This window comes from Streptomyces sp. NPDC048001 (assembly GCF_043203115.1).
Taxonomy (GTDB): Bacteria; Actinomycetota; Actinomycetes; order Streptomycetales; family Streptomycetaceae; genus Streptomyces; species Streptomyces sanyensis.
Genome location: NZ_JBIDBN010000012.1, coordinates 20,392 through 43,163, shown reverse-complemented (window position 1 = coordinate 43,163; position 22,772 = coordinate 20,392). Strand labels below are relative to the sequence as shown.

The 22,772-nt window shown below is 72.9% G+C and carries 24 protein-coding genes; 4 read left to right on the top strand and 20 right to left on the bottom strand.

What is annotated here, in order from left to right:
* Positions 1-18: 18 nt before the first annotated feature.
* On the bottom strand, positions 19-1,704 hold the full coding sequence (locus ACGF15_RS22285) for a BTAD domain-containing putative transcriptional regulator (protein ID WP_345610429.1): 1,686 nt from the start codon (positions 1,702-1,704) through the stop codon (positions 19-21).
* 394 nt (positions 1,705-2,098) lie between these two features.
* A complete protein-coding gene (gene leuA / locus ACGF15_RS22280) occupies positions 2,099-3,862 on the bottom strand; it encodes a 2-isopropylmalate synthase (protein WP_345610432.1) in 1,764 nt (587 codons plus the stop codon).
* A gap of 296 nt (positions 3,863-4,158) precedes the next feature.
* Between leuA and ACGF15_RS22275 the strand changes: the two genes are divergently transcribed.
* Positions 4,159-5,247: a M4 family metallopeptidase gene (locus tag ACGF15_RS22275; protein ID WP_392801314.1), complete on the top strand. Its 1,089-nt coding sequence runs from the start codon at positions 4,159-4,161 to the stop codon at positions 5,245-5,247.
* An 84-nt stretch (positions 5,248-5,331) separates the two neighbouring features.
* Here ACGF15_RS22275 and ACGF15_RS22270 read toward each other — a convergent pair whose 3' ends face one another.
* From ACGF15_RS22270 to ACGF15_RS22225, 10 genes are all read right to left on the bottom strand, one after another.
* The gene (locus ACGF15_RS22270) at positions 5,332-6,318 is read right to left on the bottom strand and encodes a PDR/VanB family oxidoreductase (RefSeq protein ID WP_392801311.1); all 987 of its coding nucleotides are present in this window, start codon (positions 6,316-6,318) and stop codon (positions 5,332-5,334) included.
* 80 nt (positions 6,319-6,398) lie between these two features.
* On the bottom strand, positions 6,399-7,880 hold the full coding sequence (locus tag ACGF15_RS22265) for a purine-cytosine permease family protein (protein ID WP_392801308.1): 1,482 nt from the start codon (positions 7,878-7,880) through the stop codon (positions 6,399-6,401).
* Positions 7,877-8,221 (bottom strand): Rieske (2Fe-2S) protein, encoded by a 345-nt coding sequence (locus tag ACGF15_RS22260; protein ID WP_345610451.1) that lies wholly within the window; start codon positions 8,219-8,221, stop codon positions 7,877-7,879. The genes ACGF15_RS22265 and ACGF15_RS22260 overlap by 4 nt, the downstream gene beginning before the upstream one ends.
* On the bottom strand, positions 8,218-9,075 hold the full coding sequence (locus ACGF15_RS22255; protein WP_392801305.1) for an iron-containing redox enzyme family protein: 858 nt from the start codon (positions 9,073-9,075) through the stop codon (positions 8,218-8,220). Before ACGF15_RS22255 ends, ACGF15_RS22260 begins: the two co-directional genes overlap by 4 nt.
* Complete coding sequence (locus ACGF15_RS22250; protein ID WP_345610458.1) at positions 9,072-9,878, bottom strand: dihydrodipicolinate synthase family protein; 807 nt, start codon at positions 9,876-9,878, stop codon at positions 9,072-9,074. Before ACGF15_RS22250 ends, ACGF15_RS22255 begins: the two co-directional genes overlap by 4 nt.
* 21 nt (positions 9,879-9,899) lie before the next feature.
* A complete protein-coding gene (locus tag ACGF15_RS22245; protein WP_392801302.1) occupies positions 9,900-10,448 on the bottom strand; it encodes a DUF6190 family protein in 549 nt (182 codons plus the stop codon).
* Positions 10,438-11,616: an aminotransferase class I/II-fold pyridoxal phosphate-dependent enzyme gene (locus ACGF15_RS22240; protein WP_345610466.1), complete on the bottom strand. Its 1,179-nt coding sequence runs from the start codon at positions 11,614-11,616 to the stop codon at positions 10,438-10,440. Before ACGF15_RS22240 ends, ACGF15_RS22245 begins: the two co-directional genes overlap by 11 nt.
* Positions 11,617-11,844: 228 nt before the next feature.
* Entirely contained in the window at positions 11,845-12,546 is a 702-nt protein-coding gene (locus ACGF15_RS22235) for a DsbA family protein (RefSeq protein WP_345610470.1), read from the bottom strand.
* Positions 12,547-12,647: 101 nt separating this feature from the next.
* Complete coding sequence (locus tag ACGF15_RS22230; RefSeq protein WP_360641939.1) at positions 12,648-13,451, bottom strand: MBL fold metallo-hydrolase; 804 nt, start codon at positions 13,449-13,451, stop codon at positions 12,648-12,650.
* A gap of 35 nt (positions 13,452-13,486) precedes the next feature.
* Entirely contained in the window at positions 13,487-14,425 is a 939-nt protein-coding gene (locus ACGF15_RS22225) for a DMT family transporter (protein ID WP_345610478.1), read from the bottom strand.
* Between the two features lie 133 nt (positions 14,426-14,558).
* Between ACGF15_RS22225 and ACGF15_RS22220 the strand changes: the two genes are divergently transcribed.
* The gene (locus ACGF15_RS22220) at positions 14,559-15,215 is read left to right on the top strand and encodes a helix-turn-helix domain-containing protein (protein WP_345610482.1); all 657 of its coding nucleotides are present in this window, start codon (positions 14,559-14,561) and stop codon (positions 15,213-15,215) included.
* Positions 15,216-15,290: 75 nt separating this feature from the next.
* Here ACGF15_RS22220 and ACGF15_RS22215 read toward each other — a convergent pair whose 3' ends face one another.
* Positions 15,291-15,986: a TetR family transcriptional regulator gene (locus ACGF15_RS22215; RefSeq protein WP_345610485.1), complete on the bottom strand. Its 696-nt coding sequence runs from the start codon at positions 15,984-15,986 to the stop codon at positions 15,291-15,293.
* A gap of 462 nt (positions 15,987-16,448) precedes the next feature.
* Between ACGF15_RS22215 and ACGF15_RS22210 the strand changes: the two genes are divergently transcribed.
* Positions 16,449-16,715, top strand: coding sequence for a protealysin inhibitor emfourin (locus ACGF15_RS22210; RefSeq protein WP_392801296.1), 267 nt, complete (start codon positions 16,449-16,451; stop codon positions 16,713-16,715).
* 132 nt (positions 16,716-16,847) lie between these two features.
* Here the strand turns inward: ACGF15_RS22210 and era are convergent, their stop codons facing one another.
* The 7 genes from era to ACGF15_RS22175 all read right to left on the bottom strand — a co-directional run bounded on the left by era (position 16,848) and on the right by ACGF15_RS22175 (position 22,313).
* Positions 16,848-17,798, bottom strand: coding sequence for a GTPase Era (gene era, locus ACGF15_RS22205; protein WP_345610492.1), 951 nt, complete (start codon positions 17,796-17,798; stop codon positions 16,848-16,850).
* A 94-nt stretch (positions 17,799-17,892) separates the two neighbouring features.
* Positions 17,893-18,246, bottom strand: coding sequence for a cytidine deaminase (locus ACGF15_RS22200; protein WP_345610496.1), 354 nt, complete (start codon positions 18,244-18,246; stop codon positions 17,893-17,895).
* 61 nt (positions 18,247-18,307) lie between these two features.
* On the bottom strand, positions 18,308-19,003 hold the full coding sequence (locus ACGF15_RS22195) for a hypothetical protein (protein ID WP_345610499.1): 696 nt from the start codon (positions 19,001-19,003) through the stop codon (positions 18,308-18,310).
* 129 nt (positions 19,004-19,132) lie between these two features.
* The gene (locus ACGF15_RS22190; RefSeq protein WP_345610503.1) at positions 19,133-19,489 is read right to left on the bottom strand and encodes an MmcQ/YjbR family DNA-binding protein; all 357 of its coding nucleotides are present in this window, start codon (positions 19,487-19,489) and stop codon (positions 19,133-19,135) included.
* Positions 19,486-20,790 (bottom strand): hemolysin family protein, encoded by a 1,305-nt coding sequence (locus ACGF15_RS22185; protein ID WP_345610506.1) that lies wholly within the window; start codon positions 20,788-20,790, stop codon positions 19,486-19,488. Before ACGF15_RS22185 ends, ACGF15_RS22190 begins: the two co-directional genes overlap by 4 nt.
* Positions 20,787-21,284, bottom strand: coding sequence for an rRNA maturation RNase YbeY (gene ybeY, locus ACGF15_RS22180; protein WP_345610517.1), 498 nt, complete (start codon positions 21,282-21,284; stop codon positions 20,787-20,789). The genes ACGF15_RS22185 and ybeY overlap by 4 nt, the downstream gene beginning before the upstream one ends.
* A 12-nt stretch (positions 21,285-21,296) precedes the next feature.
* Entirely contained in the window at positions 21,297-22,313 is a 1,017-nt protein-coding gene (locus ACGF15_RS22175) for a PhoH family protein (protein WP_360641961.1), read from the bottom strand.
* Positions 22,314-22,541: 228 nt separating this feature from the next.
* Here ACGF15_RS22175 and ACGF15_RS22170 point away from each other — a divergent pair, with 228 nt between their 5' ends.
* Positions 22,542-22,769, top strand: coding sequence for a potassium transporter TrkA (locus ACGF15_RS22170; RefSeq protein ID WP_345610524.1), 228 nt, complete (start codon positions 22,542-22,544; stop codon positions 22,767-22,769).
* Positions 22,770-22,772 lie beyond the last annotated feature (3 nt).

Below are 22,772 nucleotides of genomic sequence, written 5' to 3'. Positions count from 1 at the left end.
CGCCGTCCGGTGCCGGTGTCACGGCGGGAAGCCGTGGCCGGCCAGCCCCAGGGCGCGTTCCGGCCCGCCGGGGTCGGGCGGGTCGAGGGCCGTGTCCAGGCGGACGGCGGCCTCCCGCAGCGGCATGGGCAGCCCCTTGCACAGGCGCACCAGCCGGGAGGTCGCCGCCTGCCCCTCCACCAGCCCGCTGCGGGTCAGGCTGCGCAGCAGCTGCGCGGACTCGCTGTCGGAGAGCGGCCCGAGGGTGATCATGTGTGCGCCGTCCCTGACGGCCAGTCCGGTCAGCCGTTCGCGGCTGGTGGCCAGCACGCAGGAGGAGCCCCGGGGGACGAGCGGGCGCAGCTGGTCGGCCTCCGCGACCCCGTCGAGCACGACGAGCATCCGCCGCCCGGACAGCACGCTGCGGTAGAGGGCGGCGCGGCTGGCCAGGTCCGGCGGGATCCGTGCGGGCTCGACGCCCAGGGTGCCGAGGAGGCGGCGCAGCGCCTCCGAGGCGCACCGCGGCGGATGCCCCTCCCACGGGTCGGGCGGAGCGTCGAGGTCCACGTACAGCTGTCCGTCGGGATAGCGGTCGAGGAGCCGGTGGGCCAGTTTCAGCACGAACGCCGACTTGCCCACACCCGCGGGGCCGTCGACCACGGCGATCGGCGTGGCGGAGCCCTGTGCGGACGCCGTGTCCCGCAGCCGCCCCTCCAGCCAGGACAGCTCCGCCTCCCGTCCGACGAAGCCCCGGGCCAGCGGGGGGAGCTGAAGGGGCCGGGGCATACCGGCGGCGAGGGGTGCGGACGGCCCCTCCCGGTCCGCGGCGGGGGCCCTTCGGGCGTCGGCCGGGGGCCTCGGCGCCTCCTGCGGGGCACCCGTCGCGGTGGCCGCCGGAGCGCCGGACGGACCGCCCGACGGGGCCAGTTCCGGGGAGCCGGCAAGGATCTGCTGGTGCAGGGTGCGCAGTTCGAAGCCGGGCTCTATGCCGAGTTCCCGGCTCATCATCCGCCGGGTCTCGGCGTAGACCGCGAGGGCGTGGGCCTGGCGGCCGCTGCGGTACAGCCCCAGCATCAGCAGCCAGCGCAGCCGCTCGCGCAGCGGTTCCTCGGCGACGGCCTCGAACAGCTCCGTGACGGCCTCGCCGTGGCGTCCGGCCTCCAGCAGGTCCTCGGCCCACTCCTCCACCGTGGTGAGCCGCAGGTCGGCCAGGCGCCGCCGCTCCCGGGCGGCGAAGGGGCCCGGGACCCCGGAGTAGGCCGCCCCGTGCCACAGGCCGAGCGCGGCCTCGTGCCACCGCAGCGCGCCGTCGAGGTCCCCGTCGCCGCGCAGGCGCCGCGCGGTGGTCCGGTGCTGTGCGAACAGGACGGCGTCCACCTCGCCCGCGTCGATCCGCAGCCGGTAGCCGCCGGACTCGGAGGTGAGCAGGGCGCCGCCCTCGCGCCGCCCCCGGCCGGGTTCGAGCACCCGGCGCAGTCCGGCCACGTAGGTGTGGACGCCGTTGACGGCGGTCTGGGGGACGTCGCTCCCCCACAGGGCGTCCACGATGGTCTCCACGGCCACGAACTCGTCGGCGCGGCAGGCGAGGAGGCAGAGTACGGCGCGCTGCTTCGGGGGCCCGAGGGGGATCTCCCGGCCCTGGCGCCATGCGCGGACGGGGCCCAGCAGTTCGATGCGGAGCGGTGGTGCACCGCCGGGGGCGGGGGAGCTCTCCTCGGAGGTCATGTCCGGCCCCCTCGGTCCCGGTACCGGGCGGCCCGGTCCGCGGTGGCGCGTGCGGAGGCGGATAAGCGGCGGGGCCGGGCCACCTCGGGGCCGCCTCCTCGCGGCCGCCGACGGGGTAAGTCTGCCCGTGCCGCGGCTAAGACCTGGTACATGCGCGTCTCCCCCTTGAAAGTGCACATGAGAGCCTCGAACTGAGGTCCCGGCCCGCCAGGCAAGATACGTGCTAGCCGGATTGAACGGCAATACACATAAATCGCCCAAACCTCCCAACACGAGCAACAGTGGCGGGCGCACCGCCGGGGGGCGCGGTGCCAGGTGGCCGAAAGGATGCGCTCCTCCGGCGGCGGCAAGGGGGGACGCGCCGGCGCGGCACGTCCCCCTGCCGGGGGCCGGGTCAGCGAGCGGCGCGGTTGACCGCCGAGACGACGGCCTTCAGGGAGGCCCGGGTGGTGTTGGCGTCGATGCCGATGCCCCACAGCACCTTGCCGTCGATGGCGCACTCGATGTAGGAGGCGGCCTGCGCGGAGGCGCCCTCGCTCAGGGTGTGCTCCTGGTAGTCCAGCAGGCGCACATCCACTCCGATCGCGTTCAGCGCCTCGAAGAACGCCGAGATCGGGCCGTTTCCGGTTCCGGTCAGCACGGTCTCGGTGCCGTCCACGACCGCCTCGACCGTCAGCGTGTCCACACCGTCGGTGTCGGTGGTGGTCTGACCCGAGCGGATCCGGATGCGCCCCCACGGGTTCTCCGGGTTGGGCAGGTACTCGTCCTGGAAGGCGGACCAGATCTGCGCCGGGGTGACCTCGCCACCCTCGCTGTCGGTCTTGGCCTGGATGATCCGCGAGAACTCGATCTGCATCCGGCGCGGCAGGTCCAGCTTGTGGTCGTTCTTCAGGACGTAGGCGATACCGCCCTTGCCGGACTGGGAGTTGACCCGGATGACGGCCTCGTAGGAGCGCCCGACGTCCTTGGGGTCGATGGGCAGGTAGGGCACGGCCCACTCGATCGCGTCGACGCTCTTCCCGGCAGCGGCCGCGTCGGCCTCCATCGCGTCGAAGCCCTTCTTGATGGCGTCCTGGTGGGAGCCGGAGAAGGCCGTGTAGACCAGGTCGCCCGCGTAGGGGTGGCGCGGGTGGACCTCCATCTGGTTGCAGTACTCGCTGGTGCGGCGGATGTCGTCGATCTGGGAGAAGTCGATCTGCGGGTCCACCCCCTGCGAGAACAGGTTCATGCCCAGCGTCACCAGGTCCACGTTGCCGGTGCGCTCGCCCTGGCCGAACAGGCAGCCCTCGATGCGGTCCGCGCCCGCCATGATCGCCAGCTCGGCGGCGGCCACCGCGGTACCGCGGTCGTTGTGCGGGTGGACCGACAGGCAGACGTGCTCCCTGCGGGTCAGTTTGCGGGACATCCACTCGAAGCGGTCGGCATGCGTGGAGGGCGTCGAACGCTCCACCGTGGCCGGCAGGTTGAGGATGATCTCCCGGCCCGGGCCGGGCTGCCACACGTCGCAGACGGCCTCGCAGACCTCCAGGGCGAAGTCCAGCTCGGTGTCGGTGAAAATCTCCGGGCTGTACTGGTAGCCGAAGACGGTGTCGTCGCCCAGCAGCTTCTCCGCGTACTCCATCACCAGGCGGGTGCCGTCGACGGCGATCCGGCGGATGTCCTCCTTCGACCCGCGGAAGACCACCCGGCGGAAGACGGGGGCGGTGGCGTTGTACAGGTGGACGGTGGCGCGCTTCGCCCCGACCAGCGATTCCACCGTGCGCTCGATCAGGTCCTCGCGGGCCTGGGTCAGCACCGAGATGGTCACGTCGTCGGGGATCGCGCCCTCCTCGATGATCGAGCGCACGAAGGCGAAGTCGGTGTCGCCGGAGGACGGGAAGCCGACCTCGATCTCCTTGTAGCCCATGCGCACCAGCAGGTCGAACATCTCCCGCTTGCGGGCCGGGCTCATGGGGTCGATCAGCGCCTGGTTGCCGTCGCGCAGGTCGGTGGAGAGCCAGCGGGGAGCCCGGGTGATCCGCTTCTCGGGCCAGGTGCGGTCCGGGATGTCGACGGCCTCGTAGCGGCCGTAGCGGTGGATCGGCATACCGGACGGCTTCTGGCTGTGCGTCGTGTTGGTGATCGGCGTGGGGCGGCCGATCCACTGCGACTGCGTCATGGCGTAGGGCTCCTCGGGATCCTGCGGGGGTAGGGCCGACCGGGTCGCACGCAGCACCAGACTCCGCGGGGAGGGGGTCGGCCTACGACAGGGGACCCTCGCCGCGGCAGCTAAGGAGAAGCAGCCCGAAACGCATGATGCGGAGCAGCCTAGCCGAGCTTCGGCACCGACGCGGATCCCGTTTCAGTATGCGGGACGACCGGCCGGGAACAGGCATATGCCGCGGATCACCCCATCGCAGCAGCTCCGGAGTGGCAGGGCGCCATCACCCGGACACCCTCTGCGACATTGCCCGGATGGACCACGCCCTCCCCGCCCCCTGCGGCATCGTGCCGCCCCATCTCCTCGAACGGCTCGCCCGCTCCGGCGGTGCGGCGCCCGCCGAGGCCGCGCGCCGCACCCTGGAGACCGACGCCCGGCTGCGCACCGCGCGGCGCCTCGACCCCGCGCACCGGGCCCGCGCCGCCGGGGACGGCGGGGACGGCGGGGATGCCGGGGACGGCGGGGACGGCGGCACCGCCCGCCGCACGCTGTACGACGCGGGCAACCGCACCCTGCTGCCGGGCGTGCGGGTGCGCTCCGAGGGCGGGGAGCCCGTCGCGGACGCCTGCGTCAACCGCGTCCATGCGGGGCTGGGGGCCACCGCCGCGCTGCTGCACGAGGTCTACGGGCGCCGCTCCCTGGACGGGGCGGGCCTGCCCCTGGAGGCGAGCGTCCACTACGGCGAGGGCTATGCCAACGCCTTCTGGGACGGCCGGCGGCTGGTCCTCGGCGACGGCGACGGCGAGGTGTTCGGCGACTTCACGGCCGCCGTGGACGTGATCGCCCACGAGCTGGCCCACGGGCTGACGCAGCACAGCGCCGGACTCGCGCACTTCGGGCAGCCCGGTGCCCTGAACGAGTCCGTCTCCGACGTCGTCGGCAGCCTGGTCAAGCAGCGCGTGCTCGGCCAGGGCGCCGAGGAGGCCGACTGGCTCGTGGGCGCCGGGCTGCTCGGGCCGCGGGTGCCGGGCGCGGCCCTGCGCTCGCTGCGGGCTCCGGGGACCGCCTACGACGACGCGCTCCTCGGCGCCGATCCGCAGCCGGCGACCATGGCCGGCTATGTGCGCACCCCTCGTGACAACGGCGGTGTGCACATCAACTCGGGCATTCCCAACCACGCCTTCTACCTGCTGGCCACCCGGCTCGGCGGCCCGGCATGGGAGCGGGCGGGACGGATCTGGCTCGACGTGCTGACCGGGGGGAGGCTGCACCGGGACGCGGACTTCGCCGCCTTCGCCCGGCTGACGGCGGCCGCCGCCGCGGAGCGCTACGGCCGGGGCGAGGAGCACGACGCCGTGCTCAAGGCCTGGTCGCAGGTGGGAGTGGACCCGGGCGCGCGCTGAGGCCCGCGCACGGCCTTCGGGGCCCCGCGCTCCCGCCCCGCGCGGCGGGGACCGGACGCGCGGCGGCAGCGGGTGCCCCGGCCCTCACAGGTCGAGGGTGAGGCGCCGGCTCCGGGAGCGCCCCACGCAGATCATCATCGTGGCGCCGGTCTCCCGTTCGGCCGGCCCGAGCACGCTGTCGCGGTGCTCGGGCACACCGCCGAGGACCTTGGTCTCGCAGGTGCCGCACCAGCCCTCCTCGCAGGAGGAGGGCACCCGGGGTACCACCTCGCGGACCACCTCCAGCAGGCTCCGCTCCGGCGGCACCCTCAGGACGGCGCCGCTGCGCCGGAGTTCGACCTCGAAGGCCCCGCCGGGTACCGGGTCCGCGGCCTCGCCCGTCTCCGCGGGCTCCCCGCGGTCCGGGAGCCCGGCGGGCTCCGGGCCGGGGGCGGCGCCCGCGGCGGGCCGCGCCCCGAAGCGCTCGGTGTGCAGCGGCCCGCCCCAGCGCTCCGCGACCGCGCGCAGCAGGCCCTCCGGGCCGCAGGCGTAGACGGCGGTCCCCGGGGCGAGCCCGCCGAGCGCCGCGTCCAGGTCGAGCGGCCCCTCGCGGTCCTCGGGCACCAGCACGGCCCCGGGCAGGCCGGCGAGCTCCTCCCGGTAGGCCATCGACGCCAGGCTGCGCCCCCCGTACAGCAGTGTGAAGCCGCCCGGCGGCAGCGAGCGGACCATCGGCAGCAGAGGGGTGATGCCGATCCCCCCGGCCAGGAACAGATAGCGGTCGGCGGCGACCAGCGGGAAGCGGTTGAACGGCCCCCGCACCCGCAGTGCGGTGCCGGGCCGGACGGCGGTGTGGACCTCCTCGGAGCCGCCCCGGCCGCCGCGTTCGCGGAGCACACCGAGGCGGTAGGCGCCCCGGTCGGCCGGATCGCTGCACAGGGAGTAGTGGCGCACCCTCCCGGAGGGAAGCTCCACCTCCAGGTGGGCGCCGGGCTCCCACGGGGGCAGGTCCCTTCCCTCGGGGTCGGTGAGGAGGAGCCCGAGGACGCCCTCGGCCTCCCGGACGGTCGAGCGCACCCTGAGCAGGGCCATGGCTGTGTCTCCTCGTCTGTGGTGGTCCGGCGCGGCCGGTGCCCCGGGCGGCGCGGTGCCCCGCCGGGACGCCGGCCGCCTCAGCGCACCTCCGCGGGGCCCTCCCGCCCGGGGCCGGCCGGGGGCAGCAGCGCCCCGGTCTCCGGGCTCAGCCGGCACAGCAGTGCGTACAGCAGGGCGGAGACCGTGAAGGAGGCGGGCAGGCTCAGGTCCACGCCGCCGGTGGCGGAGGCGAGCGGCCCCAGGTGGATCGGGCTGTTGACCCACAGGATCCCCACCGCGGACCCGGTGGCGAAGGCGGCGAGCGCCCGCGGGTTGACCCCGCCGGTGAACCAGTAGCGGCCCCCGCCGCCGGTGGTGAAGGTGCGCAGCGCCTCGGGGTCGTAGCGGCCCCGGCGCTGGGCGTAGCCGACGAACAGCACGGCGGCCCAGGGCGCCACCACGGTCAGCAGCAGGGTCACGAAGGCCGCCATGGCGTCCATCGCGTCGTAGACCACCGCGCCCAGGTACAGCACCGCCGCCGCCAGCGCGGAGACGACGCCCGTGACGACCGTGCGGGAGGTGCGCCAGAACACCGAGTTCGCGGAGAGCCCGGCCGCGTACAGGCACAGCCCGGCCTGCGGGAGCGTCCCGGCGAAGCCGAAGACGACGACCACCACGGCGAACCAGCCGGGCACCGCGTCGGTCAGCCCCTGGAGCCAGGGTTCCTCGGGCACCGGGAACAGCGTGGTGACATAGGCGCCGGTGAGCAGTGCGGCGAGGCTGCTGAGGAACATGGCGGCGCCGCTGTGGCGCACCAGCCGGCCGGTGGGGGTGCGGCGCGGCATGAAGCGGGTGTAGTCGCCCTGGAAGGTGGCGTAGGAGAGCGGGACGGTCGCGGCCGCGGTGGTGGCGAGGAGCCAGGTGTGCAGCGGGCTGTCGAGCGCCAGCGGGCCGCCCGCGTAGCCCGGGTCGAAGTCCGGAGCCAGCACGAGCACGGTCGCCAGCAGGACCGTCCCCCCGGCCAGGGCGGTGATCTTGTAGGTGCGCAGCAGCACCTGGTGGCCGCGCACGGCGACCAGGGCGACGGCCGCCGTGGTGACGGCCATCGCGGCGGTGAGCGCTCCGGGGCCGGTGGGGGTGGACAGCAGCCGGTGGGAGGCGACCATCACCGCGGTGCCGCCCGTCCACACGGCGATGGCGAAGAAGCCGAGGGCGGTCACCACGGTGATCACGCTGCCGACCATGCGTCCCCGCACGCCGAAGTGCGCCCCGCTGGCGACGGGGTCGTTGACGCCGGTGCGGACGCCGAAGCGGGCCAGCGGGGCGAGCAGGGCCGTCCCGGCGGCGACGCCGACCAGGATGGCGCTCGCGGCGGCCCACCAGCCGAGCCCGAAGACCACGGGCAGGGCGCCGAGCACGACGGTGCCGAAGGAGAACTGCGCGGAGGGCCAGATCCAGCCGAAGTCGGAGGTGCGGGAGGTGCGGTCGGACTCGGGCACCGGGGCGATGCCGTCGTGCTCGGCCTCCGCACGGGGCGGCACCGCGGTGAGCGGCGCCGCCCCGGTCGGGTGGAGGGTCATGAGGCGGCTCCGTGGGGTGTGTCGCCCGGGGTGGGCGGGGGCGCGGCCGCGAGGTGCTCCGGCAGCGCGTCCAGCACGCGCAGGGTGTCGCAGGCCGGCCCGGAGGTCCGTTCCCCGCTGGCGAGGTCGAAGGTGGAGTAGTGCAGCGGGCAGGTGATCCGCAGGCGGTCGCCGTCGACCCGGCCGAACTTGAGCCTGCCCTGGCGGTGGGGGCAGCGGGCGGCCGCGAGGACCTTGCGGTCCCCTATCTCGACGAGCACCAGGTCCTCGGTCACCTGGCGGACGGTCGGCTCGGGTGCCGGGCCGGGGCCGGGGCGCGCCGCGGCGGAGGCGGCCGTCACCGGGGGGTCTCCTGGGCCAGGGCGATGGCGGTCTCGGTGGCCTCGCCGACGATGTCGCTGGTCAGCCTGACCCCCGCCCAGATCTTGGCCAGGTCGGGCTGGTCGAGGACGCGGATCGCCGTCCGCATGTGGTTGCTGTGGTACTCGTCGATGTAGAGGTGCTCGGAGTAGTAGCCGCCGTTGCGGATGCCGAGCCGCTGAGCGGCACGGGCGAAGCTCTGGAAGCCGTAGAGGACGCTGGACTCGAAGTAGGCGTAGGCGCCGAGGAAGTACTGCGGGGAGGCGGCCCGGCCGGCGAGCCAGTGGAACATGTTGACGTAGGCGAAGCCCGCCGCGCTGGTCGTGTCGAGGTAGTCGTCGAGTTCGAGGCTCATGCCCAGCTCGGAGAGCAGGTCGCGGTAGAGCTGGGAGTGCGCCTTGTCCTCGTTGCCGCAGCCCAGTTCGTCGATCAGGACGCGGAAGACGGCCATGCCCGAGCGGTACGGCAGGCGCGGGACGACCGGCAGCAGGGACTCCGACTCGGTCAGGCCGTCCAGCGCGAACTCCCGTACCACGACACGGAACTGCTCGCGGGTGGCGTGCTCGGCGAGGAAGGTGTGGCTCTCGGGGAGCGACGCCTCCTCCTCCAGGAGCAGTTCCCGCAGGGCGCCGAGGAGTTCGCCCGCCGAGCCGAACCGGGGGGCGGACGCCTCGTAGGCGCGCGCCTTGGGCAGGATCCACTTCTCCTCGATACCGGTCATCGCCGCGTAGTCGCCGACGTCCGGCACCCGGCGGTAGAGGCGGTGCAGTTCGCGCTGGGCGGCCAGGGCGGGGGCGCGCACGGAGTGGGCCGCCACGGGCGGGGTGGGGCTCATACCGCCGCCACCTCGTCCCGGACCGCCGGGGAGGCGATGACCCCGCGCCGGTGGAGCTCCTTCTTGACCCAGCGGTACCAGTCGTCCTTGAAGACGCCGTACCGCTCGCAGACGGCGTCGACCTCCGCCTGCCGGGCGGGGGTCGGGTCGCCGAGCATGGCGTTGCACAGGCCCGGTTCCAGGTTGGCGAGCGGGCCGATGAAGCCGTCCACACCGGTCGCGTCGGCCAGCAGGTTCTCCCAGCCCTCGAAGACCGGGATGCCGGTCCCGGCGGCGGCCATCCGCCGGGTGAAGGCCGCGTCGCCGCTGGACTCCTTGATCCCCGCGATCCCGGGGATCTCGGCGCAGATCCGCAGCAGGGTGCCGTACTCGATGCGGTTCCCCGACAGCGCCTCCTCGTTGTAGAGGAAGATCGGCACCTCGGTGGCGGCGCGGAGCGCCTTGTAGTGGTCGACGATGGCGTCCTGGCCGACGTCCTTGCCGAAGGGCGTGGTCACGACCACCGCGTCCACGCCGATCGAGGCGGCGGTGCGCGCCCGGTCGACCACCGAGGCGGTGTCGGGGAGCTGGATTCCGGCGAGGACGGGGAGGCCCCGGGAGTGCCGGACCGTGTGGGACACCATGTCCCGCCACTGCCCGGCGTCGAGCTTCCACCCCTCGCCGGAGGTCAGGGCGGGCATGAGGCCCGTGACCTCGGTGTGCACGTGGTCGACCAGCCGGCGGACGCTCTGCTCGTCGACGGTCCCGGTCGGGTCGAGCGGGGTGATGAGAGGGACGATGGTCCCTGCGTACCTGCCTTGCATGGGAGTTGCTCCTCGCGGTTCTCAGAGGTCTTCGGATACGACCGTGAGCACCAGGGACCGCCGGTAGAGGCGTTCCAGGGGCTCGGGGAAGGACTCCTCCTCCCCCGCCGCGGCGGCCGCGACCGGTGCGACGGGCAGCCCGGTGAGCCGGGAGAGCCGGGGGCTGGCGGTGTACAGCCGGCCTCCGCGTCCGACGACCTGGGCCAGCAGGAGGCGCTCGTGGGCCGGGAGGCCGTCCAGTTCGGGGCTGGTGAAGGCGCGGCGGACGTCGTCCTCGTCATAGCCGATCCGGTCGATGGCGAGGTCGGTGTGGAGGACGTCCATGAAGGGGTAGTAGTCGTCCTGGACGCTGCGTCCGTAGCCCCAGACCAGGTCGTCGCAGCGGCCCACCTGCTCCCAGCTCATGACGACCCGTCCGGCCTCGCCGGCCGCCAGGCGCCGGGCGAAGAAGGTCTTGGCCGCGGCACGGACGGTGTCGTCCTTGCTGTGCATGCCCATGAAGAGGGTGGCGTCGACGAAGTCCGCGGGGCCTGCGCCGGCGGCCCGGGCGCCGTCCCGGTCAGCCGGCATAGCGCTCGAGGACCTTCCGCATCCGCTCCATGGCACCGGCGAACACCTCGGGCTCGCGGGCCAGCGCCAGGCGCAGGTACCGCTCGCCCCTGGCCGGGGTGTTCCAGTAGAAGAAGGTGCCCGGCAGGACGTAGACCTCCTCGTCGAAGAGGACGGCCTGCAGTTCGGTGGCGGTGAGGTTCTCGGGCGTGATGCGGAACCAGGCCACGCTGGTGCCGACGACGGGCTCCTGGAACTCCAGGACGCTGCCGCTCAGGGCCTTGCGGGCGGCCTCGCCGTTGGTCTCGATGATGCCGCGGACGGAGGCGAAGCCGTCGCTGATGGAGTCCTCGACGTACTGGGTGACCATGTTGAGGACGAAGGGCGAGACATTGAGCAGGACGCTGGTGTGGAGGTTGTAGACCTCGTCCTGGATGTCCCGGCTGGCGGTGATCATGGCGCACTTGGCGTCCTGGATGGGCCAGGTCTTGCCGGTGTCCTCCATGACCATGTAGGTGACGCCGGACTCCTCCAGGAGTTCGTAGACGTCCACCCGGCCGATGGTCTCGTCGCACAGGGCGAAGGAGGCGAAGCAGAAGTCCATCACCAGGACCTTGTCGTGGTCCACGCAGTAGCGGACCACCTCCCGGAAGCCCTCCAGCCCCTCCGCGAGCAGGGTGAAGCCGGTGGGGTTGTTCGGGTCGACCAGGTAGATGGCGTCCGCGTCGACCTGCTCGACCAGGCGCTCGTAGAGGGCGTCCTTGTCGTGCAGCGCGGACTCGTCGAGCGGGGAGATCGGCACCTGCATGTTGCGCAGCAGGTCGACCAGGTTGTCGAAGCAGGGCTCGACCAGGGCGACGGACATGCCGCGCTGCTTGAGGTACATGCCCGCGACCATGGTGGAGACGCTGGCGGAGTAGGAGAGCAGGGTGCGGCCCATGGCCAGGGCGGTGGGCTGGCGGTGCAGCCGGAAGAAGGCGTCGAGGAAGCGGCGCTCGAAGTGGGCCTGCTGCTTCGTCTCGGACTCGTGCCAGAGCTCGGGGAGGCGGGAGACGATCCGCTCCTGGGACGCGGACTGCCGCTGGTGGGTGTGGGCGTCGGCCAGGTTGAACCGGGTCTTGAGTGCTTCGATCTCGTGCTGGGTGAGGTCGACGAAGGTGCTGACGTCAGCCTTTTCGCTCAGGGACATGAAGAACTCCGGATCGAATCGAATCTGCGGGTGTGTCGGAGTGGTGTTCCCGATCCTGCGGAATTCACTGTATGAGCTTCGGCCGCTTTCGCGAATAACGGCCGGGTCACGCAATTAATAATCACCGCGATGATATGCGGGAGAAAAATAAAACGGCGACCGGGCATTCCGCTTCCCGGAATGCCTGGTCGCCGTCCCGCCGCCCTGCCGTTCGGCGGCGGTGTGCGGCTATTCGGTGGCGGCCTGGAGGAGGAGGTCCTCGTACACCTTCGGGTCGTCGGAGTGGATCACGGGCCAGCCGATGCCGTAGGAGCCCTCCCAGCCCACCTCGATGCCGGGGTTGGGGTGGTCGGACCCGTCGGGCAGGAACAGGTGCGGACTGCAGTTCACCTGCTCGCCGGCCGAGACGCGGGCCTGGTCCGCCAGGGCCCTGCGGGCCCGGCCGTCGTCCAGCGCCTCGACCAGCGCGTCGACGTCCACCGCCTCGGTGTCCCTGGCGACGTCCACGATGACCTTGCGGTGGCTGATGCAGCGGGACTCGGCCCAGAAGGCCCGGCGCAGACCGAGGTCGAGCTGTTCCGAGGCGTTCAGGCTCTGCTCCTTGGCCGCGAGGACGGCCTCCAGCGCGGGCAGGGTCGTGGAGGGGTACAGCCAGTCCTTGGCCTGCCACAGCTGCCAGCCGGCGCCCGGCTCCAGGGAGGCCATCCGGGCCACCTCGCTGTCCGTGCCGGGACGGGGGCTGGGGGCGTCGTTGAGCAGTTCGAGGGGGAAGGCCCGCAGGTCGAAGGCGACCTGCTCGTCCAGGCCGAGGCGGGTGCGGGTGGCGTGCAGCCGGTGGATCGCGATGTGTGCGAACGAGCACCAGATGTCGGAGAAGACCGTGATCACACCGCGCGGCGGGGCCAGTTCGGTGCGGGGGGCGTCGGGCATGGCGTACTCCTCGGGTTCGGTGCGTGCGGGGGTCCGCGTCGGTACGGGCGGAGTCGGGACGGGGTCGGAACAGGGACGGGGACGGGGACGAGGGGACGGGGCTAGCGCCCGCCGGCCGCCTCGTGGGCGTCGAGTGCGGCCTCCAGGTCGAGGTCCGCTTCCGGGAGCCAGGCGGGCAGCGCGGGTATGCGCACCATCGCCTCGAAGAGCCGCTCGACGGCCGCGCCCCGCACGGTGGGCCCGTGCGCGCTCAGCAGGCGCTCGGGGCTCAGCCCGGCCAGCGGGCGCAGCCGTGCGGCGAACCGCTCCTCGTCGACGATCGCGGTCCACGGCGCTATGGCCCGGTTGAGGACGTCGAAGCCCTCGAAGAATTCCTTCTCGGCCACCTCGGAGAAATCATGGCCGATTTCCTCCAGTACCGTTCCGAAGCTGTCGGAACTGTAGAGGGTGCCGTCCGAGTGGTCGAACAGGGCGAGCGTTCCGGGTGAATCGAAGGTGGGCGGCCGGTGGAAACTCAGCTCACGGTCGGCGAGCTTGATTCGACTCCCGGGGTTGGCCGTCACAACACGTTCTCCAGGAATGGTAAATTCCTCGGAAATTCGGGTGACGGATATGGCGTTGGCGACGACCTTCGCCTGCGGAGCGGCCTGGAGGACGGACCTCAGCGCACCGGTGTGGTCGCGGTCGTCGTGGGTGACCGCGACCCACCTCAGGTCGGCGGGGTCGATGAGCGACCAGAGGGCCTCCAGGAACTCCTCCCGGTCGACGGGCATGCCCGCGTCCACCAGCAGGGGCTCGGCCCCGCGGACGAGGAAGGCGTTGACCGGCTGGTCGCCCAGCCCGGGTATCGGCAGCACGGACGGCAGGACGTGGATGTCCGGCCCGGCGGTGTAGGGCGCTTTCATGGCGTACTCCGGTGGGTCGCGGTCGGTCCGGGGCGTCAGACGAGCTGGATGGTGAGGGAGCCGGCGATGAGCAGGGCGAGGCCGGTCAGACGGGGTGCGGTGAGCGTGCGCTGCGGCAGGCGGAAGAGGCCGCGGTGGTCGATGAGCGCCGAGGTGAGCTGCTGGCCGGTGACCGTGAGCGCGATGGTCACGGCCGCGCCGATGGACGGCATCAGCAGGAAGGTGCCGGTGACATAGGCGGCGGCGCAGGCCCCGCCCAGCCAGCCCCACCAGGGCATCTTCTTGAGCGGCGCGATCTTCGGCTTGGGCGTCCGCCGGGTGGCGTAGAGGACCAGGAGCACCACGGCGATGGTCAGGGTGGCCACGGCGAAGCTGATCACGGCGACGGTGATGGGCTCGTCGAGCCGGGCGCGCAGCTGCGCGTTGACCGCGCCCTGCACCGGGAGCACGGCGCCGGCGAGGATGCCCAGCCCGAGCCAGCCCACCCGCCCCACGGGGGACATCCTGGGCGCCCCGGCGGGCGCGGCGGCCTTCTGGCCCCTGATGATCACGACGATGCCGACCAGCACGGCCAGGGCTCCGGCCACGATGCCGACGCTCAGGTCCTTCCGGGCGAGGCCGAGCAGGCCGAACAGGTCCAGCGCCAGCGAGGCGAACATCTGGCCGGTGACGAAGAGCCCGACGGCGGCGAGGGCGCCGAGGCGGGGGAACAGCAGGATGCCGCTGGTGATGTAGAGGGGGCTCGCGAGCCCGCCGAGGAGCTGCCAGGGCTCCACGTCCGGCAGTTTGCCGAGGGCGCCGAGGGCACCCGCGCCGACGGCCAGGACCAGCAGCAGCCCGGTCGCCACGCCGAGCTGGATCGTCGAGGCGCCGTACGGAGTGCCGACTGCCGAGTTGAGCTGGAGGTTCACCGAGGCCTGGACGGCCAGCAGACAGCCGACCAGGAGGGCCGCGGCGAGGAGCGCGGTGTGCATCTGGATCTCCCTGGAGCGGGTGGGTAGGGACGGTAGGGACGGGGTAAGTGGACTGTGTGTCCACTTAGCATGGCACGCGGCAGCCCAAGCGGACAAGATGTCCATTTAACGGAAGGGGAAGTAAGGTCGGCCCATGAGCGACGAGCAGCGTGGGCGCCCGTCCGCCTCCGTACACCGCGTCGGCGGCCCCCTGGGCGACCTGCAGGCCCCGCAGGACAACCCGGCCACGCCCCGGCGGCGGGCGGACGCGGTGCGCAACCGTGCGCAGATCCTGGCTGCCGCCGAGCAGCTCTTCACGGAGCACGACCCCCGCACGATCACCATGGACCGGATCGCGAAGGCCGCGGGCGTGGGCCGGGCGACGCTGTACCGGAGCTTCCCCGACCCCTCCTCGGTCGCGGTGGCCCTGCTGGACGAGCACGAACGCCGGCTCCAGGGCCAGCTCATCTACGGCCCCCCGCCGCTCGGCCCCGGGGCGCCCCCGGCCGAGCGGCTCTCGGCCTTCTACCTCGCCATGCTCGACCTGCTGGAGCGCCATCTGCCGCTGGCGCTCGGCGCGGAGGTGGGGCCCGACCGGTACACGACCGGCGCCTACGGCTTCTGGCGGGTGCATGTGCGCACCCTGCTGGTGGAGGGCCGGGCAGCCGATCCGGACGCCCTCATCGACATCGTCCTCAGCCCTCTGGCGCCGGAGCTCTTCCGGTTCCAGCGCCATGGGATGGGGCTCTCTCGGGACCGGATCGCCACCTCGCTGACAGACCTCGCCCGACGGCTCATCCCACCCGGCTGAGGTGCCGCCGGGGAGCCCGGGGCCCGCAGGTGCCCGCCGCACCCTCCCGGCGGGCGTCTGCGGGCGGACGGGAGGTCAGGAGGCGGGCGCCCGAACGGTTTCGCGGGCGCGCACGGACGGCACCCCCCGGCACGGCAGGCCCGCCGGACCCGGCGGCACCAGGCCCGGCAGGATCAACTCCCAGATGCGCTCCAGCCGTTCGGCGGCGGAGCCGTGGAACGCGCCGATCTCACCCGGCCAGGGCTCCCCGTCCGGCGACGCGGGCGCCCTCATGGCGAGTTCCACCCCCTGGACGACATAGCCGATCAGGGCCGCCACCACCGTGCCGTCGACACCGGGGTGCAGCGCGCCCTCGTCCCCCGCGCGCCGGACCAGCCGTGCCACCTCGCGCCGCCACGGGCACTCCAGTGTCATCGGCGATCCGGCGGGTTGTAACTCCCGGGCCAGGCGCTCCCCCGCACGCGCCACGCAGTCCGTCTCCAGCAGCCGGACGAGCGCCCTGGTCGCGGACACCAGCTTCTCGACCGCCGTACCGCCGGACAGGCAGGCCGTCTCGACCGTGACACCCGTGACGGCGCGCGCCCGCTCGCGGACGGCGGCCGCGAGGTCCGCCTTGGTCGCGAAGTGGAACACCAGCGCCCCGGTGGTCACCTGCGCCTCGGCGCTGATCCGCGCGAGCGAGGCCCGCTCGTAGCCGACCGCGTCGAACACTCGCGCCGCGGCCGTCAGAATCGCCAGTCTCGTCCGTTCCGCCCTCTGCTGTATCGCCACCTTGTCCCCCCGTCGGTAGACGCCACGCCGGACCGCGCACTCTCCATTGTAGTGCAACACAGTGGACTGCGCAGTCCACTGCAATGTACGAAACATGTCTGGTTCCCCACACGGAACGCCCACGGGGCGCAGTGGAGGGGCGCAGCACGACCGAGCTGACGCTATCCGGATGGTGGTACGGCAAACACGCCGCCGATCGAACGCGCGGCCGAAAGACGGGCCTTGACTCGGAGGGCCGCTGATCGCGCCGGTGTCAGGACCGTCCACGACCCTTCAACCTGTCCTGAATCGGCACCCGCCCGCCGCCCGCGAACCGGCCGGAGCGGCCCGGGCCCGTCCGTCCCGGGAACGAAGGCCGGCCACCCGGCGCCGCACGGGGCCGGGCCCCTCCCGCACCGCACCCGGTGCCGCCACCATGGAGCCGTCCCGGAACAGCGGGCCGGCCACCACGAGAGGGACGCGATGAGGATCGAGGTACGGCGCAGCGGCGGATTCGCCGGCATCGAGCGGCAGGGCGAGGTCGACACCTCGGCGCGGGAGGACGAGGCGAAGCTGCGGGCGCTCGCCGAGCGGGCCGTGTCGGACGGGCACGGGGCACCGCCACCGGGCGTCCCCGACGGCTTCGCCTACCGGATCACCGTCGACGGGCGGACGACGCACTGCGCCGACCCCCTGCTGTCGGCGGCCCAGCGGGAGCTGGTCGCGCTCGTCCTGGGCGAGGGCGCCTGAGCGCTCCGGTGCCCGGGCCGGGCCCTCGGCACGGAGAGCCGGCCGCGGGGCGGGGGGAGGCCGGCCCGGGTGCCCGGGGCGGGCCCGTAGGGCACGGGAGCGCCCGGCCGGTGCGGGGGTGCCGGTGAGCCGTCAGAAGCCGAGACGGCGCAACTGCTTCGGGTCGCGCTGCCAGTCCTTGGCGACCTTCACATGGAGGTCCAGGTAGACCGGGGTGCCCAGCAGCGCCTCGATGTGGCGGCGCGACTTCATGCCGACCTCCTTCAGGCGTGCGCCCTTGGGGCCGATGATGATCCCCTTCTGGCTGGGCCGCTCGATGTAGACGTTGGCATGGATGTCCAGCAGCGGGCGGTCCGCCGGGCGGTCCTCGCGGGGCAGCATCTCCTCGACCACCACGGCGATCGAGTGGGGCAGTTCGTCGCGCACGCCCTCCAGCGCCGCCTCGCGGATCAGCTCGGCGACCATCACCTGCTCCGGCTCGTCGGTGAGGTCGCCCTCCGGGTAGAGCGCCGGGCCCTCGGGCAGCAGCGGGACCAGGAGGTCGGCCAGCAGGCCGACCTGCCGGTCGCCGACCGCCGACACCGGGATGATCTCCGCCCACTCGATGCCCAGCTCCTTGCCCAGCCGGTCGACGGCGATCAGCTGCTCGGCGAGCGCCTTGGAGTCCACCAGGTCGGTCTTGGTGACCACCGCCACCCTGGGCGTCTTGCGGATCCCGGCGAGCTCCTTGGCGATGAACCGGTCGCCCGGTCCGAGCTTCTGGTCGGCGGGCAGGCAGAACCCGATCACGTCGACCTCCGCCCAGGTGGTCCGCACCACGTCGTTGAGCCGCTCGCCGAGCAGCGTGCGCGGCTTGTGCAGCCCCGGGGTGTCCACCAGGATCAGCTGGGCGTCGGGGCGGTGGACGATGCCCCGCACGGTGTGCCGCGTGGTCTGCGGCCGGTTGGAGGTGATGGCCACCTTCTGGCCGACCAGAGCGTTCGTGAGGGTGGACTTGCCCGCGTTGGGGCGGCCGACGAAGCAGGCGAAACCGGCCCGGTGGACGGTTTCGGAGGACTGGGTACGAGCGCTCATGGCGCCCATTCTCCCTGATGCCGGAGGCCCTCCGGTACGCCGTGTCCGGCAGGGCGGGGCGCCGTACCCGGCCGGTGCCGGGAGCGGGCCCCGCATCCGGGCCTCAGCCGGCCTCCACCCGGGACCTCAGCCCACCGTCGGGACCGGCGAGGAACACCGGCGTCCCGGGGCCCCCGAGCTCCCGGACGGCCGCGAGGTCCTCCTCGGCCGGCGCCTCCTCCGCGGAGACGACCGCGGCCGCCTCCAGGGACGTGGCACCGCTCGCGACCGCCATGGCCACGGCCGTCCTCAGGGCGCTGAGCCGGAGCGAGGCCAGAGCCACCGTCCCGGCGACATAGGTGCGACCGGTCTCGTCGCGGACTGCGGCGCCCTCGGGGACGCCGTTGCGGGCCCGGGCACTGCGGGCCAGCGTGATGATCTTGCGGTCCTCGGGGCCGGGTTCGGGGCTCTGCGTCATGGAGCGAGCATAGATCGGCCCCGGAAGCGCCGCGAAGGCCGCCCCGGGGCCGGACCGCGGGTCAGCCGCGGACCCCCTCGACGAACCTGTCGCCGACGCGGGTGACGAGGTCGGCACGGGTCTTCCCGGCCTCGGCGCCACCGTCGTTGACGAAGGCGACACGGGTGAAGCCGGTGCCCTCCTGGGCGACGACCAGGTCGGCCGTCACCTCGGCGCCGGGAGCGAAGGCGAGGGTCATCGAGAAGGACTGCGAGCTCTGACCGATCTTCGGCACGTCGGTGCGCGCGATCTTCACCGGCACCTCGCTGCCCTCCACGGTGACGTTCACGGTGGGGCAGGCCTCCACCGCCTCGCCGATCGCCGCCACCCGGTCGGCGGCACCGCTGCCGGGGAAGGTGAAGACCTGCTGGGTCAGCTCCGCCCTGCCCCCGTCCTGCTGGAAGTCGGCGCTGCCTCCGGCCTCGGCACCGCCCACCCTGCTGCCCAGCATGTCGGCGAGCGGCTGGCACTCCGGCTCGGCGGCCCTCGGGGGCGGCTCCTCGGAGGTCGGCGCGCTCGTCTTCGCCCAGCCGGAGGGCAGGTCCCCGAGGACCAGCACGGCCGCCGCCATCCGCTCCGCCGTCAGCGGTTCGGCCGACGCGGCGGGCGCGTCGGCCGCGGGCCTCCCCTCCTCGCCACCGCCACCGCAGGCGGCGGTGAGGCACAGGACGGACAGGGCGAGCAGAGCGGTGGCGCCGCGGCGGACACGGACGGACATGGCGGGTTCTCCCCAGGATGCGAAGGACCGCGGGGAGGCCCCTCCCCTCGGGCGATCACCGAGGATACAGGGCCCCCCGAACACCAGTTCGCCACCCGGGTCCGGGGCGCCGGGACATGCTCCCCGGCGCTACGGGCGGTCCAGCCGCAGGCGCTCGGCACGGGGCAGCCCGGCCACGACCAAGTCGTAGGAGTCCTCGACGAGTTCGCGCACCAGCCGCTCGGGCAGCGCGGACACCGTCACCGTGTTCCAGTGGCGCTTGTTCATGTGCCACCCCGGGACGACGGCCTCCGGATGCGCGGCCCGGAGCCGGAGCGCGTCCTCCGGGTCGCACTTGAGGTTCACCGTCAGCGGCCGGGCCTCCAGCGCCGCGAGGGCGAACATCTTCCCGCCGACCTTGAACACGGAGGTCTCCGGGCCGAACGGGAACTCCTCGCCGGCCGCCGGGAAGGACAGGCACAGCGCCCGCAGCCCCGCGGCCCTCATCCGCTCGCCTCGTCGCCCTCGGGCTTGTCCACCGGTTCGGCGAGCACCGTGACGATCCTGTTCCGGCGCCCGGCGGGCGACTCGGCCGTCAGCCGCAGCGAGCGCCCGTCCGGCAGGTCCACCTCCGCACCGGCACCGGCGATCGGGACCCTGCCGAGGGCCTTGGCCAGCAGGCCGCCGACCGTCTCCACGTCCTCGTCGTCCAACTCGTCGGCGCCGAGCCCGTACAGCTCGCCCAGGTCGCCGATGTCCAGGCGCGCCGTGACACGGAAGCGGCCCTCGCCCAGGTCCTCGACGGGCGGCAGCTCGCGGTCGTACTCGTCGGTGATCTCCCCGACGATCTCCTCCAGGATGTCCTCGATGGTCACGATCCCGGCCGTGCCGCCGTACTCGTCGACGACCACGGCCACGTGGTTGCGCTTCTGCTGCATCTCGCGGAGCAGGTCGCCGGCGTTCTTGGTGTCGGGGACGAAGACGGCGGGACGCATCGCCGTCGAGACGAGGTCGGCCTCCGCGTCGCGGTTGATGTGGGTCTTGCGGACCAGGTCCTTGAGGTAGACGACGCCGACCACGTCGTCCTCGTTCTCGCCCGTGACGGGGATGCGGGAGAAGCCCGAGCGCAGCGCGAGCGTCAGCGCCTGGCGCACCGTCTTGAACCGCTCGATGCTGACCAGGTCCGTGCGCGGCACCATCACCTCCCGGACGAGGGTGTCCCCCAGCTCGAAGACCGAGTGCACCATGCGGCGCTCCTCGTCCTCGATCAGGCTCTCCTGCTCGGCGAGGTCGACCAGCGCCCGCAGTTCGGCCTCCGAGGCGAACGGCCCCTTGCGGAAGCCCTTGCCGGGAGTGAGCGCGTTGCCGAGGAGGATGAGCAGCTGCGGGACCGGGCCCATGACCCTGGCCAGGGGCAGCAGGACGTACGCCGCCGCCGTGGCCGTGTTCAGCGGGTGCTGGCGGCCGATGGTGCGCGGGGAGACCCCGACGGCCACATAGCTCACCAGCACCATCACGGCGATCGCGACGAGCAGCGCCGCCCAGGTCTCCTCGAACTCCTCCAGGCAGACGTAGGTGACGAGGACACCCGCCGCCATCTCGCAGGCCACCCGCACCAGCAGGGCGACGTTGAGGTAGCGGGTCGGGTCGCCGGCCACCTGCTCCAGCCGCGCCGCCCCGCGGCGCCCGTTGCGCACCGCCTCCGCGGCCCGGAAACCGGAGACCCGGGCGATGCCCGCCTCCGCGCAGGCCGCGAGCCAGGCCACGACCACCAGCGCGACCGCGCCGGCGAGCAGTTGGCCGGTCATGACACGGTCGGGGCCGGCGAGGGGCCGGTCAGCCCCCGCTCCGCCCGCCAGCCGTCGACGATGGCGGCCTGGAGGCCGAACATCTCCGCCTTCTCGTCCGGCTCCTCGTGGTCGTAGCCCAGCAGGTGCAGCACCCCGTGGACGGTCAGGAGCTGGAGCTCCTCGTCCATGGAGTGCCGGGTCGGCGCCTCGGCGCCCTGCCGCTCGGCGACCTCGGGGCAGAGCACGATGTCGCCGAGGAGCCCCTGCGGGGGCTCCTCGTCGTCCTTCGCCGGCGGGCGCAGCTCGTCCATCGGGAAGGACATGACATCGGTGGGCCCGGGAAGGTCCATCCACTGGATGTGGAGCTGCTCCATGGCCTCGGCGTCCACCACGATCACCGAGAGCTCGGAGAGCGGGTGGATGCGCATCCGCGCGAGCGCGTAGCGGGCCACGTCGAGGACGGCCTGCTCGTCGACCTCGGTGCCGGACTCGTTGTTGACGTCGATCGACATGGTGCGCTGTGACTACTTCCCGTTGTCGTACTTCTCGTAGGCGTCGACGATACGGCCGACGAGCCTGTGCCGTACGACATCCTGGCTCGTGAGCCGGGAGAAGTGCACGTCCTCCACCCCGTCCAGGATCTCCTGCACCTGGCGCAGCCCGCTCCTGGTGCCGTTCGGCAGGTCCACCTGCGTCACGTCACCGGTGATCACGATCTTCGAGTCGAAGCCGAGCCGGGTGAGGAACATCTTCATCTGCTCGGGGTTCGTGTTCTGCGCCTCGTCCAGGATGATGAAGGCGTCGTTGAGGGTCCGCCCGCGCATGTAGGCGAGCGGTGCGACCTCGATGGTGCCCGCCGCCATCAGGCGCGGGATGGAGTCGGGGTCGAGCATGTCGTGCAGCGCGTCGTACAGGGGCCGCAGATAGGGGTCGATCTTCTCGTAGAGGGTGCCCGGCAGGAAGCCCAGCCGCTCGCCCGCCTCGACCGCGGGCCGGGTCAGGATGATCCGGTTGACCTGCTTGGACTGCAGTGCCTGGACCGCCTTGGCCATGGCGAGATAGGTCTTGCCGGTGCCCGCCGGGCCGATCCCGAAGACCACGGTGTGCTTGTCGATCGCGTCGACGTACCGCTTCTGGTTCAGGGTCTTCGGCCGGATGGTGCGCCCGCGGCTGGAGAGGATGTTCTGGGTGAGCACCTCGGCCGGGGACTCGGCGCCCGGCTCCCCGGTGCCGTCCTCGGCCGCCTTGAGCATGGCGATCGAGCGTTCCACTGCGTCCTCCGTCATCGGCTGCCCGGTGCGGAGCACGAGCATCATCTCGTCGAACAGGCGCTGGATCAGGGCGACCTCCGCCGGGTCGCCGACCGCGCTCACCTCGTTGCCCCGGACGTGGATGTCGGCCGCCGGGAAGGCCTTCTCGATCACGCGCAGCAGGGCGTCACCCGAGCCGAGGACCGTCACCATCGGATGCTTGGCGGGGACGGTGAACTGGGCTCGCGCCTGCCCAGGCGCCGGGTTCTTGGCTGTGGGTGTCTGAGTCATGGGCCGGCTCTGTGGCCTGCACATACCTCCCGTTGCAGGGTTCTCGCCGATCGACAACCTCTGACCATCCAGGGTACGGCCTGGGGCCCGGTGCGCCGAGGGCTTTTCCCGGCCCCGACAAGGCACGCGAACCCCTGCACAGCCTGACATTCTGTCCCTGAAGGGGTGAGCCCTCCCCGGGTCGGGGCCGGGCCCCCCGTCCGTCGACGGACCGCGCGAGGAGGAGCCATGGGCCAGGGAGTGCACGTCCAGGAGCTGCCCGGGATGGGCAAGCGGTACGACATCGAGCTCGGCCGCTCCGACCAGCGGATCTCGGTGGTCGTGCGGTCCGGCGGTGTGCGGGACCTCTATGTGTTCGACGACCGCTCCTCCGAACCGGCGGCGGTCATCGAGCTGAGCGACGAGGAGGCGCGCAAGGTGGGCGCGGTGCTGTCGTCCACGTACTTCGAGGGCTGAGGT